Source organism: Salmonella sp. SAL00672, assembly GCF_046552175.1.
GTDB classification, from domain to species: Bacteria; Pseudomonadota; Gammaproteobacteria; order Enterobacterales; family Enterobacteriaceae; genus Salmonella; species Salmonella enterica.
This window is the reverse complement of record NZ_JBGDUQ010000007.1, coordinates 165,122-178,679: the sequence shown is the minus strand read 5'-3', so window position 1 is coordinate 178,679 and position 13,558 is coordinate 165,122. Positions and strand designations below refer to the sequence as shown.

Genomic DNA, 13,558 nt, shown 5'->3' with positions numbered 1-13,558 from the left:
GTAAGCCGGATAAGACGTTTACGTCACCTCCGGCATTAACGCCGTGTTATTGCCGGATGGCGGTGCGAGCACCTTATCCGGCCTACAGGCATTACCCGGCAGCCGCGTACAGGTCGATAATCTGTGCCTGTGTGGCGGTGCGTGGGTTACTGCGCAGACAAATATCCTCCAGCGCGGCTTGCGCCCACGCGCTGTAGTGTTCGGGTTTGGCGCCAGCATCAGCCAGCCGTTTGCTCTGCCCCACTTCGGCAATCAGCTCGCTCACCGCCGCAATCGCATCGCGATCGTCCGATTTCTTATTGGTTAACGCCCGACCGATTTGACTGAAGCGCTCGCGGCAAACCATCCGGTTAAAGCCCATGACTGTTGGCAGCAGCATGGCGTTGGCCTGGCCGTGCGGAATATGCAGCGCCGCCCCAGGCTGGTGCGCCATCGCATGACACAGCCCCAAACCGGCGCTGGAAAAGGCCATTCCCGCCATACAGGAGGCCAGCAACATATTTTCACGCGCCGCCAGATCGTGGCCGTAACCCACGGCTTTCGGCAGCGATTTGCCAATCATCGCTATCGCGCCAATCGCCAGGCTGTCGGTAAACGGCGTGGCGTTGAGCGCGCTGTAGGCCTCAATCGCATGCGTCAACGCATCGATACCGGTCATCGCCGTCACGTTTGGCGGAACGCCTTCGGTCACGGCAGCATCAAGAATCGCCACGTCCGGCATTAGTGACGCGTGCGCCAGCACCTGCTTGCGCCCGCTGACCGCGTCGATAATCACCGTCACGTTGGTGGTTTCAGAACCGGTTCCGGCGGTGGTCGGCACCGCAATCAGCGGCAGACGCGGGCGTAATGTACTGCGCTCGGTCATGGCGCTCAGCGTCTGATCAGGGTTAGTCACCAGCAGGGCGACCGCTTTCGCCGCGTCCAGCACCGAACCGCCGCCAAAGGCCACTACGCCGTCGCACGCCGCCTCACGCAGTTGCGCCACCGCCGCGCAAACGTCGGTGATGCACGGCTCGCCAGGCGGACACGGCCAGACCGTCATCGCCACGCCTTTCATCGCCAGGCTGCGTACCAGCGGCGCGGTCATTCCCGCCTGATGCAGAAAGCTGTCGACCATCACAAACAAATGGCTTACGCCCCGCGCTTGCGCCTCCTGTCCACAGGCGCCGAGCGCCCCAAGTCCGCACAGCGTGACCGGCGGTACGCTGAACGTTTTCACCCGTTGCAGATTCAGGGTGTCGAATGCCTGAAACAGCGCCGTCTGTAGTTCAGCTTGCATAGAGTCCCTCCGCTTTCGCTCTCCCGCTGTTGGCTATCGCCAGCGGGGTCATAAACAGGCTGTGCTGCGGCAAATGCACCTGTAACTCCGGGAAACGCTGGCGAAATAACGCCTCCACGCCCGGCTGCATACAGGAGCCGCCCGCCAGCCATAAATCAGCAATTCCTTGCCCTTCAATGTGGCGAGCAACGATTTCCGCCATTTTTTCGTACACCGGCTTCACTACCGGCCAAATCTCCTGGGCATTGCTGCGCTTGTACTGTTCCGCCTCTTCCAGGGGAATACGGCGGTTGCCCGCCAGCGTCAGGGAGATATGGTGCCCGCCAGTGGCTTCATCGGCGGAGTAAGTCACCTTGCCCTGTTTGACGATGGCAATGCCGGTAGTGCCGCCGCCAATATCCACCACGCCTGCATTATCAAGTGCCAGCAGATCCGCCACCGCCGTCGGTTCATCCAGTACGTGGCTGACTTCTAACCCAGCAGACTCCAGCACGTTGATCGAAATACGCGGGTCGGTGCCCGGCGGGAACGAGGTCGCCGCGTGGGTAAAGCGGCAGCCAAGCTGCTGTTCAAGGGTGTCGAGATGACGGCGCACGAGGGTGACGGCGCCGAAGAAATCCCAGACGATGCCGTCACGCACAACGTCGGCCCAGTCAAGGCACACCGCCACCGGCTGGGCGTTGCCGTCGACCACCATCGACACCACGTCGCAGGTGCCCAAATCGACGCCCAGCCACAGTGGTGTGTCGCTGGCGGCGGGCGTCTGGTTACACAGGGCCGCCGCTTTTTGCAGTCTTGGGGTGAGCCAGAGTTGTTCGTCGTGCGCCATGAGTCATCCCTTATACAATGCGAAACGCATCCACCAGCACGCATCGACGCAGCCGCACAAAGGTACGCGCGCTGGTCACGCCTTCGCCGGTTGGCGTAGTGATAGTCATGGTGGTCCAGCCTTCTCCGCCCAATCCAAGCCCGGCAATGCACGGCCCGTTTTTGACGAAAATGCTGGTGTCGATGGCGTTCGCCATCTGGTTCATGTTGTCGATATTGCGCGAGTGCATCGCCGCCGTATGGTGGCAACCGCCTTCAAGTTGTACCGCCAGGGCGATGGCTTCTTCGACGTTGGCGACCCGCACCACCGGCAGTACCGGCATCATCATTTCAGTGACGGCAAACGGATGGTTAGCTGGCGTTTCCACAAATAGCAGGCGCGTTTGATCCGGGACGTTCAGGCCAATGGCTGCGGCGATTTTGCCCGCGTCACGACCGACCCAGTCACGGCTGACGGTGCCTTTGCCGCGCTCATCAATATTCTTCAGCAGCACCGGCTGGAGCTGTTCGGCCTGAGCGGCAGTCAGTTTCACCGCGTGCTGACCTTCCATCAGACGCATCAGCTCGTCGGCGACGCTATCCACCACAATCAGCACTTTTTCGTCGGCACAGATGATGTTGTTATCAAACGACGCGCCTTTGACGATGGATTGTGCAGCGCGCGGCAGGTCGGCGGTCTCATCCACCACCACCGGGGGATTACCGGCACCGGCGGCGATCAGGCGTTTATTAGTATGTTTACGCGCCGCGTCCACCACCGCTTCGCCGCCGGTCACCACCAGCAGGCCAATACCGGGATATTTGAACAACCGCTGGGCGGTTTCGATATCCGGGTTCGCCACGGTGACCAGCAAATTTTCCGGGCCACCGGCGGCGACCACCGCCTGATTGAGGAGAGTGATTGCCCGCTGAGAGACCTTTTTCGCCGCCGGATGCGGGGCAAACACGACGCTGTTGCCTGCGGCAATCAGGCTGATGGCGTTATTAATCACCGTCGCCGCCGGATTGGTGGACGGCGTGACCGAGGCCACCACGCCCCACGGCGCATTTTCAATCAGCGTCAGGCCGTGATCGCCGGTCAGCACCTGCGGAGATAAACACTCGACGCCCGGCGTGCCGCGCGCCTGCGCCACGTTTTTGGCAAATTTATCGTCAACGCGTCCCATGCCGGTTTCGCTGACGGCAAGTTCCGCTAATTCTCGGGCGTGTTTTTCGCCCGCTTCGCGAATGGCATGAATGGCAAGCTGGCGCATCGCCACGCTCTTCAGCCCCTGCTGGGCCCGTTTTGCTGCCGCCACTGCGTCATCCAGGGAGGCAAAAACGCCCATCTCATGAACAGTACTGGCCGGCTGGCTGCTGTCTTTCATTTTCAGCAGCACCGCTTTCACCACCTGTTCAATATCCTGTTGATTCATGATGTTCAGTCCTATTTATGGAAAACCACTTTCCCGCCAGCCACCACTTCATCGACGATGCCAATGACGCACAGATCGACCGGTGATAATTCGCTGCGATGCGCCTGGCGCGCGGAACTGCCGCTGACCAGCAGTACCCACTCTCCGGTTCCCGCCCCGATACTGTCGATAGCGACGGCACACTGCCCGTCGGGGTTGCCCTGGGCATCGATCATTTCCACCATCAGCAATTTGTCATGCGCCAGTCCCTGATGGCGGACGGTACATACGATTTGTCCTGTGACGACTGCCAGTTTCATATCCGCCTCCATGGATTGCCCGTTGGGTCGTAGGCCTTGAATCTGCGCACCATCAGGCAATGGCGCGCATTCATGCCGGATGGCGACGCTGCGCGTCTTATCCGGCCTACCATCAAATGTTGCTGTCGCCTTTGAAGCTGATCGGGAACACTTCTTCCAGATCGCCGTGCGGGCGTGGAATCACGTGTACAGAGACCAGCTCGCCAATGCGCTGCGCCGCAGCGGCGCCAGCATCGGTTGCGGCTTTGCACGCCGCCACGTCGCCACGCACCATAGCCGTACACAGGCCACCGCCAATCTGCTTCACGCCGACCAGCTTCACGCGTGCGGCTTTTACCATCGCATCTGAGGCCTCAATCAGCGCAACCAGGCCCCGGGTTTCAATCATTCCTAATGCTTCCATCGTGTTTTCCTCTCATTAAAGGGGTCCAGAACGGGACCGTTCATTCAACCAGTGTGTGTAAGCTGCGTTCGCGGCTCACGTCAGCCTGGCGCGGCACGGCTGCCACCAACGCCAGTTCGATAATTTCCTGCACGCTACATCCTCGGGAGAGGTCGTGAAGCGGCGCGGCAAGCCCCTGAATTAGCGGCCCAACAGCGCGATAGCCTCCCAGACGCTGAGCTATTTTGTAGCCAATATTGCCCGCCTCCAGCGACGGGAAAATCATCACGTTGGCGCGGCCTTGCAGCGGGCTGTCAGGCGCTTTTTGCGCGGCGACCTCCGGGACGAAAGCGGCGTCAAACTGCAATTCACCGTCCACAAGCAGTTGCGGCGCACGTTCGCGAACGAGCTCTGTCGCCTGCTGCACGTTGGCAACATTGGGGTGACGGGCGCTGCCGTTGCTTGAAAATGACAGCATCGCCACGCGCGGCTCTTCGCCGGTAATGGCCCGCCAGGTGTCGGCGCTGGCGAGAGCGATATCCGCCAGCTGCGCCGCCGTCGGCTGCGGCACTACGCTGCAATCGGCGAACCCTAATGCCGGACCGGCATACTGCGGCAGCATCAGGAAAATAGACGACAATGTTTTGCACCCGGGTTGCAGGCCAATCACCCGCAGCCCTGCGCGCAGCACGTTCGCCGTTGACGACAGGTTGCCTGCGATACACACATCAGCCTCACCGGCGCTCACCATGGCGGCAGCGAACATCAGCGGATCGCTAAGCTTTTCCACTGCGTCCGGCGGCGTTTTTTCTCCGGCACGGGCAAGCCAGCGTTGCGCAAAACGCTGGCGCATACTCAGGTTGCTGTGTGGGTCGATGACCTGAATGCCATCCATCGCCATACGATGACTCAGGGCAAACTGACGCAGCGCAAACGGACTGGCGACCAGAACGGGGCGAGCCAGACCGTACTGTTGCAGGTAATGCGCCGCTTTCAGCACGCGTTCGTCCAGCGCATCAGGAAAGACGACTCTGGCGGGGGCGCGTACCGCCAGTTCGCGGGCGCGTTCAATGATCATGGCTTCTCTCCCAACCGTTGTTGAATTTGGGCGACCGTCAGCGGATGTTTCGCCACGCTCAAAATCATCATCACGTAAACCGTACTGGAGAGACGGTTCAGCGCCTGTAAAATGTCCGGGCGCAAGACCTCAAAACTACGGGTAATAAACACTTGTGCGGCGAGGGTTTCTGTTTCGCGGACTTTGGTTCGCAGCAGATTAAGCAGCGCCGCATCGCGACCGTGGCTGGCCTCCGGCACCAGGTGATCGTGGTCGAGGTAGCGCAGCGGCTGGTGGGAAAGGCGATGCAGCTCATCCTCGTTCAGTCCGACGATAGACTGCGCCGCCAGCGGTTCATCTATAGCGTCGGCGCGCATAATGTTGCCCAGCCGCGAGCGGATATCGAAAAGCCACGGCTGCCAGGGTTCCGCCAGTTCGATTTGTAGCCACACGGTCAGCGCGATGGCGCTGTCGAGCGCGGCGCGAAAGCCGAGGCGCGGGTCGCTTTTGGCGACCATTTTGTCCGCCGTCAGATGGGTCAGCGTATCGGGCTTTTTCACCACCGGCTGGCGGCACAGTTCACAGCAGGCCTGTGGGTGCGTATCGCTACTGGTTAAGCCATGTACCGGCTGCGGCTGCTGTTCGTCATCATCGACAAACAGCCGGCCTTGCGGATCCAGAAACTTAATGCGCAGACGGCGACTTTCCAGCAGTTCCCGGGCCGAGGGCGTCAGTCGTGCGTCAGCGGGCAGATGGATCTCCGATCCTTCGCTGAGCGTATGATTCGCTCTGAGCCACGTTTCGGTGATGAAATCGTTCATACGGATTGCCAGTTTGCAGGCCAGGCGACGTACAGAAAGCGCACGGACGTTGGCGTGCCAAATTCAATGCTGGAGCCTTTAGGGATGAACATCACATCTCCGGCTTTGGCAATCATGGTTTCGCCTTCATGGCGTACGTGCAGTTCGCCTTCCAGCACCATGTCGATTTCGTCGTAGTTCAGCGTCCACGGGAAAAAGGCGTTGTCCCACTGCATAAACCCGGCGGCCATGCTGCTACCATCCTGCTCTGTAACCAGATCGGTTAAGCCGACGCAGTGCGGTTCGGCGCCGTCGAAGCGGCCAAATTTCACGCTGCTGCCGTCAATGACTTTCACGCCGCCTTTACCCGTGACGGAGGTAAAGCTCGGCTGCATCGTCCCCAGTTCCAGCGACTGCTTTTCCTTCAGCACTTTTTCCATCAACTGCGCCACCAGGCTTTCAGTAAACTGCCCTTCCGGGAGCTGCGCGATGATGGCTTCCCGAATGCGCTGGCTTTCGCTTTTACACGCCTGCGCCGATGTGGATGCCGGAACGGACTCGTCGCATTCGGTAATCGTGAAGCCCAGTAGTTCCGCCACTTCGCGAGCCTCCGGGGTAATAATGCTGGCGCGCAGCACTACCGACATCGCCTGTTCGCCGCGGGCGTGGGCCGCACGAATATCGTTAGCTGTGATAAGTTTTTTCACCTGCCTCTTCCTCCTGTTCACTGAGAGCCGCCAGATAATCCACCAACTGCCGCACGCTTTGCGGGTCGTGGCCGTTGAGCTCGAAAATCGGCTCCCGGAATCCAATCTCGCAAAGCAACTGCCGCGTAGCGGCGACGTCGGCATCCGGCATGTCCGTTTTGCTGATAACGGCGATATGTCGTTTACGGGTTCCAACATCCAATAACCCGGCAGGTAAGCGACTTTCTTTATCGTTTGCCGCGTGGACATAAATCAGCGTGTCCACATCCTGCAACGTGGTAATTAAGGCGTGATACCAACGGGGATGGCTAAAATATTCACCCGGCGTATCGATATCGCCATGATCATTAAATTCCACGGCCTGCGTTTTTCTGGCGAGGGAATAATTTCCCCGTAACGCGTTAAAAAGCGTTGTTTTTCCGGCACCGACCGCGCCGACAAAAGCAATACGTTTCATTACCGCCACCAATTAACTTTTTGTTAACTCACACAGGGTAAAGTTTAATAATCGCCCCAGCCCGCTGACCGTCTGTAATAGCGCTTCTTCTACTGCGCCGACGGTGCCATAAATCACCAGCGCGCCGCTAAATCTATCGAGAAAACCGATGTGTACATCCGCAGCCTTCATCGCTAAATCGCCAGCGATCATCGCCGTTTCCCCCGGCGTTAAAGTCATAATGCCAATCGCGCCAGCATCGGAAACGCCGATCTTTTTCGCCAGTTCTTCACCAGGGTGCGCAATGAGATGCGCCAGCGTGACCTGTTTGCCCGGCACAAATTCCTGAATAATGCGTTCTTTATTCATTGCTCACCGTCTCCACTGAAACTGCCGTCATCGTGGCAATTTTTTGTCGGAGTAAATAACAAAATTCGGCAAGGTGATGTAAAAGGTGAGGTAGATCACTAAGAGAAATAAAATAAAAGTGACTTCTGTCGAAGGTGTTAACGATAAATATCGTGGTGCATCACATTTTCAGGCGTCATTCTGAATTTAAGCCTGTTCCACAATAAATACCCACCGGCTATTCTTTGTATTATTACCATCGATAAAAATAATGCGTATCACTCGATTTGTGCATCGTACAGATTCAGTGAAATAAGTAGGGGTAACGCAACAGGTTCCAGAATATCCCCACCTGAGCCTTTCATGCCATGGCGAAGCCCAGCGGCGCATAAAAAAGCGCAGGAGAACCTGCGCCAGAAGAGAGTAATGCGTTATTAAAGCGGCGTGGTTTGCGCTTCAACTACCGCTAACGCCACCATATTCACGATACGGCGTACAGAGGCGATCGGCGTTAATACATGTACCGGTTTAGACACGCCCATCAGAACCGGGCCGACCGTGACGCCTTCGGAACTGGAGACGCGGAGTAAGTTGTAACTAATGCGGGCGGCTTCCATATTCGGCATCACCAGAATATTGGCGGCTCCCTTCAGCGGGCTATCCGGCATCCGGTCATTACGAATACTTTCCACCAACGCCGCATCACCGTGCATCTCACCGTCAATCATCAGATCGGGCGCTCGTTTGCGTACCCGCTCAAGGGTTTCGCGCATTTTGCTGGCGGACAGCGAATTTGAGGAACCAAAGTTAGAGTGCGACAACAGCGCGACTTTCGGCTCAATACCAAAGCGGCGAACGGTTTCCGCCGCCATTACGGCGATCTCCGCCAACTGTTCCGGCGTGGGATCTTCGTTAACATAAGTATCGGCGATAAAAGTGTTGCCGCTTGGCAGCAGTAAGGCGTTCATCGCCCCTGCCGTATGCACGCCGTCACGGTAGCCAAAGACGGCTTTCACGACGCTGAAATGCTCATGGTAGTCGCCGATGGTGCCGCAGATCATCGCATCCGCTTCCCCACGCTGCACCATGATCGCGCCAATGGCCGTATGGTTGCCGATCATCGCACGCTGCGCCTGTTCCTGAGTTACCCCGCGACGCTTCATGATCTGGTAATACTCGCTCCAGTACTCTTTGAAGCGCGGATCGGATTCATTATTCACGATCTCGAAATCAACGCCCGCTTTGATCTGTAGCCCCAGTTTCTGGATACGCATTTCGATCACGCTCGGACGTCCGATCAGGATGGGCTTCGCCAGCCCCAGGGTTATCAACTCCTGGGTTGCGTGCAGCACGCGCGCCTCTTCCCCTTCCGGCAGCACTACACGCTTCGGATCTTTGCGTGCCTGCGAGAAGATCGGCTTCATGAACAGGTTGGTTTTGTAGACAAACTCGGTCAGTTTATCGATATAGGCATCAAAGTCAGCAATCGGGCGCGTCGCCACGCCGGAATCCATTGCCGCTTTCGCGACCGCCGGAGCGATTTTGACAATCAGACGCGGGTCAAACGGTTTCGGAATAATGTATTCCGGCCCAAAGCTCAGGTCCTGATCGCCATAGGCCGAGGCCACCACTTCGCTCTGTTCGGCGTGCGCCAGCTCGGCAATCGCACGGACCGCCGCCAGTTTCATCTCTTCGTTGATCGCCGTCGCGCCGACGTCCAGTGCGCCGCGGAAGATAAACGGGAAGCACAATACGTTGTTCACCTGGTTCGGATAGTCGGAACGACCGGTACAGATGATGGCGTCCGGACGCACTTCTTTCGCCAGCGGCGGCAGAATTTCCGGTTCCGGGTTAGCCAGCGCCAGAATCATTGGCGCGCGGGCCATTTTCTTCACCATCTCCTGAGTCAGCACTTTCGGGCCTGAACAGCCGAGGAAAATATCCGCGCCGTCAATGACCTCATCCAGCGTGCGCTTGCCGCTGTCGTCTACCGCATAGGCCGCTTTGGTCTCCGCCATATTCGGCTCACGGCCTTTGTAAATAACGCCCTTAGAGTCGCACACCACGATGTTGTGCTTTTGCATCCCCAACGCGACCAGCAGGTTCATACAAGCGATTGCCGCCGCCCCTGCGCCGGAGACGACCATCCGCACGTCGGAAATATTTTTCTCTACGACTCGCAGGCCATTAAGAATGGCGGCAGTACTGATGATCGCCGTTCCGTGCTGATCGTCATGGAAAACCGGGATGTTCATGCGCTCGCGCAGTTTCTGTTCAATATAGAAACATTCCGGCGCTTTAATGTCTTCGAGGTTAATGCCGCCAAAGGTCGGCTCCAGCGCTGCGACCACATTGATAAATTTGTCCGGATCAAGCTCATCGACTTCAATGTCAAACACATCGATGCCGGCGAATTTTTTAAACAGAACGCCTTTGCCTTCCATGACCGGCTTGCCGGCCAGCGCGCCAATGTTGCCTAACCCCAGCACCGCTGTACCGTTGGAAATGACCGCGACAAGGTTGCCGCGCGCGGTGTATTTGTAGGCTGCCAGCGGATCTTTTTCGATTTCCAGGCAGGGCGCCGCCACGCCTGGCGAGTAAGCCAACGCCAGATCGCGTTGGGTGGCAAGGGGCTTAGTCGGAGAAACCTGAATTTTACCGGGTACCGGAAATTCGTGGAAATCAAGGGCGCTTTGTTTTAACTGCTCATCCATCTTGTTGTTCCTTTCACGTATCGTTCAAAAAGTGACGCGGCCTGGTGCGCCGCACATTATCACCGTACTGCGCAACACAAACTTTGAAGGTCTGCAAACTATCACGACGCAGCGCAAGAGTTTGTTATCAACTTATAACGGCCATGTTACCTGCTTATACCAGCAATACCATGCCTGTCTGCTATGCTTTTTGGTTATGTAGTGTATCAATCTTTCAGAAGTGTGAATCAACACACTCATCTAACACTTTACTTTTCAAGGAGTATTTCCTATGAACCAGCTAGACGGCATCAAACAATTCACTACCGTCGTCGCCGACAGCGGCGACATTGAGTCCATCCGCCACTACCAGCCGCAGGATGCCACGACAAATCCCTCTTTACTGTTAAAAGCCGCCGGACTTGAGCAGTATGGTCATTTGATTGAGGATGCGATTGCCTGGGGGAAAAAACACGGCGGTACGCAGGAACAGCAGGTTGCGGCAGCCAGCGATAAACTGGCGGTCAATTTTGGCGCGGAAATACTGAAAAGTATTCCCGGTCGCGTCTCCACTGAAGTCGACGCGCGGTTATCATTCGATAAAGAAAAAAGTATCGAGAAAGCGCGCCATCTGGTGGGTCTCTACCAGCAGCAGGGTATTGATAAATCGCGCATTCTGATCAAGCTCGCCGCAACCTGGGAAGGTATCCGCGCCGCCGGGCAGCTCGAAAAAGAAGGCATTAATTGCAACCTGACGTTGTTGTTCTCTTTTGCCCAGGCGCGCGCCTGCGCCGAAGCGGGCGTCTATTTGATCTCTCCGTTCGTGGGCCGAATTTACGACTGGTATCAGGCGCGTAGTCCGCTAGAGCCGTATGTCGTGGAGGAAGATCCCGGCGTGAAATCGGTACGCAATATCTACGATTACTTTAAACAGCATCGCTATGAAACCATCGTGATGGGCGCAAGTTTCCGCCGTACTGAGCAAATCCTCGCGCTAACCGGCTGCGATCGACTGACTATCTCCCCTAACCTGCTTAAAGAGCTGAAAGAAAAAAAAGAACCGGTGATCCGTAAACTGGTGCCTTCCTCGCAGATGTTCCACCGTCCTACGCCAATGACGGAAGCGGAGTTCCGCTGGGAACATAATCAGGACGCGATGGCCGTAGAGAAGCTGTCGGAAGGTATCCGTCTTTTTGCCGTTGACCAGCGCAAACTGGAAGACCTGCTTGCCGCCAAACTATAAACCTTGCATGGAGTGATTTATGTCCCGTAAAGACCTTGCCAATGCGATTCGTGCGCTGAGCATGGATGCCGTTCAAAAAGCCAATTCCGGGCACCCCGGCGCGCCGATGGGGATGGCGGATATCGCTGAAGTGCTATGGAACGATTTTCTTAAACATAACCCCACCGATCCGACCTGGTATGACCGTGATCGTTTTATCCTTTCCAACGGTCACGCCTCCATGCTGCTCTATAGTCTGCTGCATTTAACCGGTTATGACCTGCCGCTGGAGGAGCTAAAAAACTTCCGTCAACTGCACTCTAAAACGCCAGGCCACCCGGAGATTGGCTATACGCCCGGCGTTGAAACCACCACCGGGCCGCTGGGCCAGGGGCTGGCGAATGCCGTCGGGCTGGCGATTGCCGAGCGTACGTTAGGCGCACAGTTCAACCGGCCGGACCATGAGATTGTCGACCATTACACCTATGTTTTTATGGGCGACGGCTGTCTGATGGAGGGGATCTCGCATGAGGTGTGTTCGCTGGCTGGTACGCTGGGACTGGGCAAACTGATCGGCTTTTACGATCACAACGGCATCTCCATTGATGGCGAAACCGAAGGCTGGTTTACCGACGATACCGCCAAACGTTTTGAAGCCTACCACTGGCATGTCGTGCATGACATTGACGGGCACGATCCGGAAGCGGTGAAAAAAGCCATTCTGGAAGCCCAGAGCGTAAAAGATAAACCTTCGCTAATTATCTGTCGGACGGTGATAGGTTTTGGCTCGCCGAATAAAGCCGGGAAGGAGGAGTCGCACGGCGCGGCGCTGGGCGAAGAAGAGGTGGCGCTGACCCGCCAGAAGCTGGGATGGCATCATCCGGCGTTTGAGATCCCAAAAGAAATTTACCGCGCGTGGGATGGCCGTGAAAAAGGCGAGAAAGCGCAGCAGCAGTGGCAGGAAAAGTTTGCTGCTTATGAGAAGGCTTATCCTGAGCTGGCCGCAGAGTTTACCCGCCGGATGAGCGGCGGACTGCCGGAGACATGGGAATCCGCCACGCAAAAATTTATTAACGACTTGCAGGCTAATCCGGCCAAAATCGCCACCCGTAAAGCATCGCAAAATACGCTCAATGCCTATGGTCCCCTGTTGCCGGAACTGTTAGGCGGATCGGCGGATCTGGCGCCAAGCAACCTGACTATCTGGAAAGGTTCGACCTCGTTGAAAGAGGATCCGGCAGGTAATTATATCCACTATGGCGTGCGCGAATTCGGCATGACCGCCATTGCCAACGGCATCGCCCATCACGGCGGCTTTGTACCGTATACCGCCACGTTTCTGATGTTTGTCGAATATGCGCGTAACGCGGCGCGTATGGCGGCCTTAATGAAAGCCCGGCAGATTATGGTCTATACCCACGACTCCATCGGTTTGGGCGAAGATGGCCCGACGCACCAGGCCGTGGAACAACTGGCGAGCCTGCGCTTAACGCCAAACTTCAGCACCTGGCGTCCCTGCGATCAGGTTGAGGCGGCGGTCGGCTGGAAGCTGGCAATTGAACGTCAGCACGGGCCGACGGCGCTGATTCTCTCGCGGCAGAATCTGGCGCAGGTGGAACGCACGCCGGAACAGGTGAAAGCAATTGCCCGCGGCGGTTATATTCTGAAAGATAGCGGCGGCAAGCCGGATATCATTCTGATCGCTACCGGATCGGAAATGGAAATTACCCTCCAGGCGGCGGAAAAATTGACTGGCGAGGGGCATAACGTTCGCGTGGTGTCGTTGCCTTCAACGGATATTTTCGATGCGCAGGACGAGGCATATCGCGAATCAGTACTACCGGCGCACGTAACCGCCCGCGTCGCGGTGGAAGCCGGTATAGCCGACTACTGGTATAAATATGTTGGCCTAAAAGGCGCAATTATCGGCATGACGGGATACGGTGAATCCGCCCCGGCTGACAAACTGTTCCCGTATTTTGGCTTTACCGTGGAAAATATTGTAGAAAAAGCCCGCCGGGTGCTAAACATCAAAGGCTAAGGCGAGCGTTAGCAACACAGACGTTGCACAGTCTGCAGACCTGTTCTGTAG

13 protein-coding genes are annotated in these 13,558 nt (G+C 57.1%); 2 read left to right on the top strand and 11 right to left on the bottom strand.

Translation table 11 applies throughout. The annotated features are described in order from the left end of the window. Nucleotides 1–91 precede the first annotated feature (91 nt). The 11 genes from eutG to maeB all read right to left on the bottom strand — a co-directional run bounded on the left by eutG (nucleotide 92) and on the right by maeB (nucleotide 10,265). A complete protein-coding gene (eutG, locus tag ACLJTG_RS17380; RefSeq protein WP_001147514.1) occupies nucleotides 92–1,279 on the bottom strand; it encodes an ethanolamine utilization ethanol dehydrogenase EutG in 1,188 nt (395 codons plus the stop codon). Then, entirely contained in the window at nucleotides 1,269–2,108 is an 840-nt protein-coding gene (eutJ, locus tag ACLJTG_RS17375) for an ethanolamine utilization protein EutJ (RefSeq protein WP_000929675.1), read from the bottom strand. Before eutJ ends, eutG begins: the two co-directional genes overlap by 11 nt. Before the next feature lie 10 nt (nucleotides 2,109–2,118). Beyond that, nucleotides 2,119–3,522 carry an aldehyde dehydrogenase family protein gene (locus ACLJTG_RS17370; RefSeq protein ID WP_079951376.1) on the bottom strand — a complete coding sequence of 468 codons (1,404 nt, stop codon included), beginning with the start codon at nucleotides 3,520–3,522 and terminating at the stop codon, nucleotides 2,119–2,121. A gap of 11 nt (nucleotides 3,523–3,533) precedes the next feature. Further along, nucleotides 3,534–3,821, bottom strand: a complete 288-nt coding sequence (gene eutN, locus ACLJTG_RS17365) for an ethanolamine utilization microcompartment protein EutN (protein ID WP_001522340.1) — start codon at nucleotides 3,819–3,821, stop codon at nucleotides 3,534–3,536. Nucleotides 3,822–3,933: 112 nt separating this feature from the next. Further along, nucleotides 3,934–4,224 (bottom strand): ethanolamine utilization microcompartment protein EutM, encoded by a 291-nt coding sequence (gene eutM, locus ACLJTG_RS17360; protein ID WP_000387716.1) that lies wholly within the window; start codon nucleotides 4,222–4,224, stop codon nucleotides 3,934–3,936. 40 nt (nucleotides 4,225–4,264) lie between these two features. After that, nucleotides 4,265–5,281, bottom strand: a complete 1,017-nt coding sequence (pta, locus tag ACLJTG_RS17355; RefSeq protein WP_000582929.1) for a phosphate acetyltransferase — start codon at nucleotides 5,279–5,281, stop codon at nucleotides 4,265–4,267. Then, nucleotides 5,278–6,081 (bottom strand): ethanolamine utilization cob(I)yrinic acid a,c-diamide adenosyltransferase EutT, encoded by an 804-nt coding sequence (gene eutT / locus ACLJTG_RS17350; protein ID WP_000997656.1) that lies wholly within the window; start codon nucleotides 6,079–6,081, stop codon nucleotides 5,278–5,280. Before eutT ends, pta begins: the two co-directional genes overlap by 4 nt. Beyond that, nucleotides 6,078–6,767, bottom strand: coding sequence for an ethanolamine utilization acetate kinase EutQ (gene eutQ / locus ACLJTG_RS17345; protein ID WP_000733867.1), 690 nt, complete (start codon nucleotides 6,765–6,767; stop codon nucleotides 6,078–6,080). The genes eutT and eutQ overlap by 4 nt, the downstream gene beginning before the upstream one ends. Beyond that, nucleotides 6,745–7,224, bottom strand: coding sequence for an ethanolamine utilization acetate kinase EutP (eutP, locus tag ACLJTG_RS17340; protein ID WP_000820751.1), 480 nt, complete (start codon nucleotides 7,222–7,224; stop codon nucleotides 6,745–6,747). Before eutP ends, eutQ begins: the two co-directional genes overlap by 23 nt. A 12-nt stretch (nucleotides 7,225–7,236) precedes the next feature. Further along, nucleotides 7,237–7,572: an ethanolamine utilization microcompartment protein EutS gene (eutS, locus tag ACLJTG_RS17335; RefSeq protein WP_079951377.1), complete on the bottom strand. Its 336-nt coding sequence runs from the start codon at nucleotides 7,570–7,572 to the stop codon at nucleotides 7,237–7,239. A 413-nt stretch (nucleotides 7,573–7,985) separates the two neighbouring features. Continuing rightward, nucleotides 7,986–10,265, bottom strand: coding sequence for an NADP-dependent oxaloacetate-decarboxylating malate dehydrogenase (gene maeB / locus ACLJTG_RS17330; RefSeq protein WP_079951378.1), 2,280 nt, complete (start codon nucleotides 10,263–10,265; stop codon nucleotides 7,986–7,988). A 271-nt stretch (nucleotides 10,266–10,536) separates the two neighbouring features. On the opposite strand from maeB, the gene tal reads away from it, so the two are divergent. Both tal and tkt read left to right on the top strand, forming a co-directional pair. Next, on the top strand, nucleotides 10,537–11,487 hold the full coding sequence (gene tal, locus ACLJTG_RS17325; protein WP_079951379.1) for a transaldolase: 951 nt from the start codon (nucleotides 10,537–10,539) through the stop codon (nucleotides 11,485–11,487). Nucleotides 11,488–11,506: 19 nt separating this feature from the next. Then, nucleotides 11,507–13,507, top strand: coding sequence for a transketolase (gene tkt, locus ACLJTG_RS17320; protein ID WP_000087331.1), 2,001 nt, complete (start codon nucleotides 11,507–11,509; stop codon nucleotides 13,505–13,507). Nucleotides 13,508–13,558 lie beyond the last annotated feature (51 nt).

Coding starts and splice junctions, on each gene's coding strand:
- eutJ (WP_000929675.1), bottom strand. CDS start 2,108: ATGGCGCACGACGAACAACTCTGGCTCACCCCAAGACTGCAAAAAGCG.
- ACLJTG_RS17370 (WP_079951376.1), bottom strand. CDS start 3,522: ATGAATCAACAGGATATTGAACAGGTGGTGAAAGCGGTGCTGCTGAAA.
- pta (WP_000582929.1), bottom strand. CDS start 5,281: ATGATCATTGAACGCGCCCGCGAACTGGCGGTACGCGCCCCCGCCAGA.
- tkt (WP_000087331.1), top strand. CDS start 11,507: ATGTCCCGTAAAGACCTTGCCAATGCGATTCGTGCGCTGAGCATGGAT.
- eutG (WP_001147514.1), bottom strand. CDS start 1,279: ATGCAAGCTGAACTACAGACGGCGCTGTTTCAGGCATTCGACACCCTG.
- eutP (WP_000820751.1), bottom strand. CDS start 7,224: ATGAAACGTATTGCTTTTGTCGGCGCGGTCGGTGCCGGAAAAACAACG.
- maeB (WP_079951378.1), bottom strand. CDS start 10,265: ATGGATGAGCAGTTAAAACAAAGCGCCCTTGATTTCCACGAATTTCCG.
- eutN (WP_001522340.1), bottom strand. CDS start 3,821: ATGAAACTGGCAGTCGTCACAGGACAAATCGTATGTACCGTCCGCCAT.
- eutM (WP_000387716.1), bottom strand. CDS start 4,224: ATGGAAGCATTAGGAATGATTGAAACCCGGGGCCTGGTTGCGCTGATT.
- eutS (WP_079951377.1), bottom strand. CDS start 7,572: ATGAATAAAGAACGCATTATTCAGGAATTTGTGCCGGGCAAACAGGTC.
- eutT (WP_000997656.1), bottom strand. CDS start 6,081: ATGAACGATTTCATCACCGAAACGTGGCTCAGAGCGAATCATACGCTC.
- tal (WP_079951379.1), top strand. CDS start 10,537: ATGAACCAGCTAGACGGCATCAAACAATTCACTACCGTCGTCGCCGAC.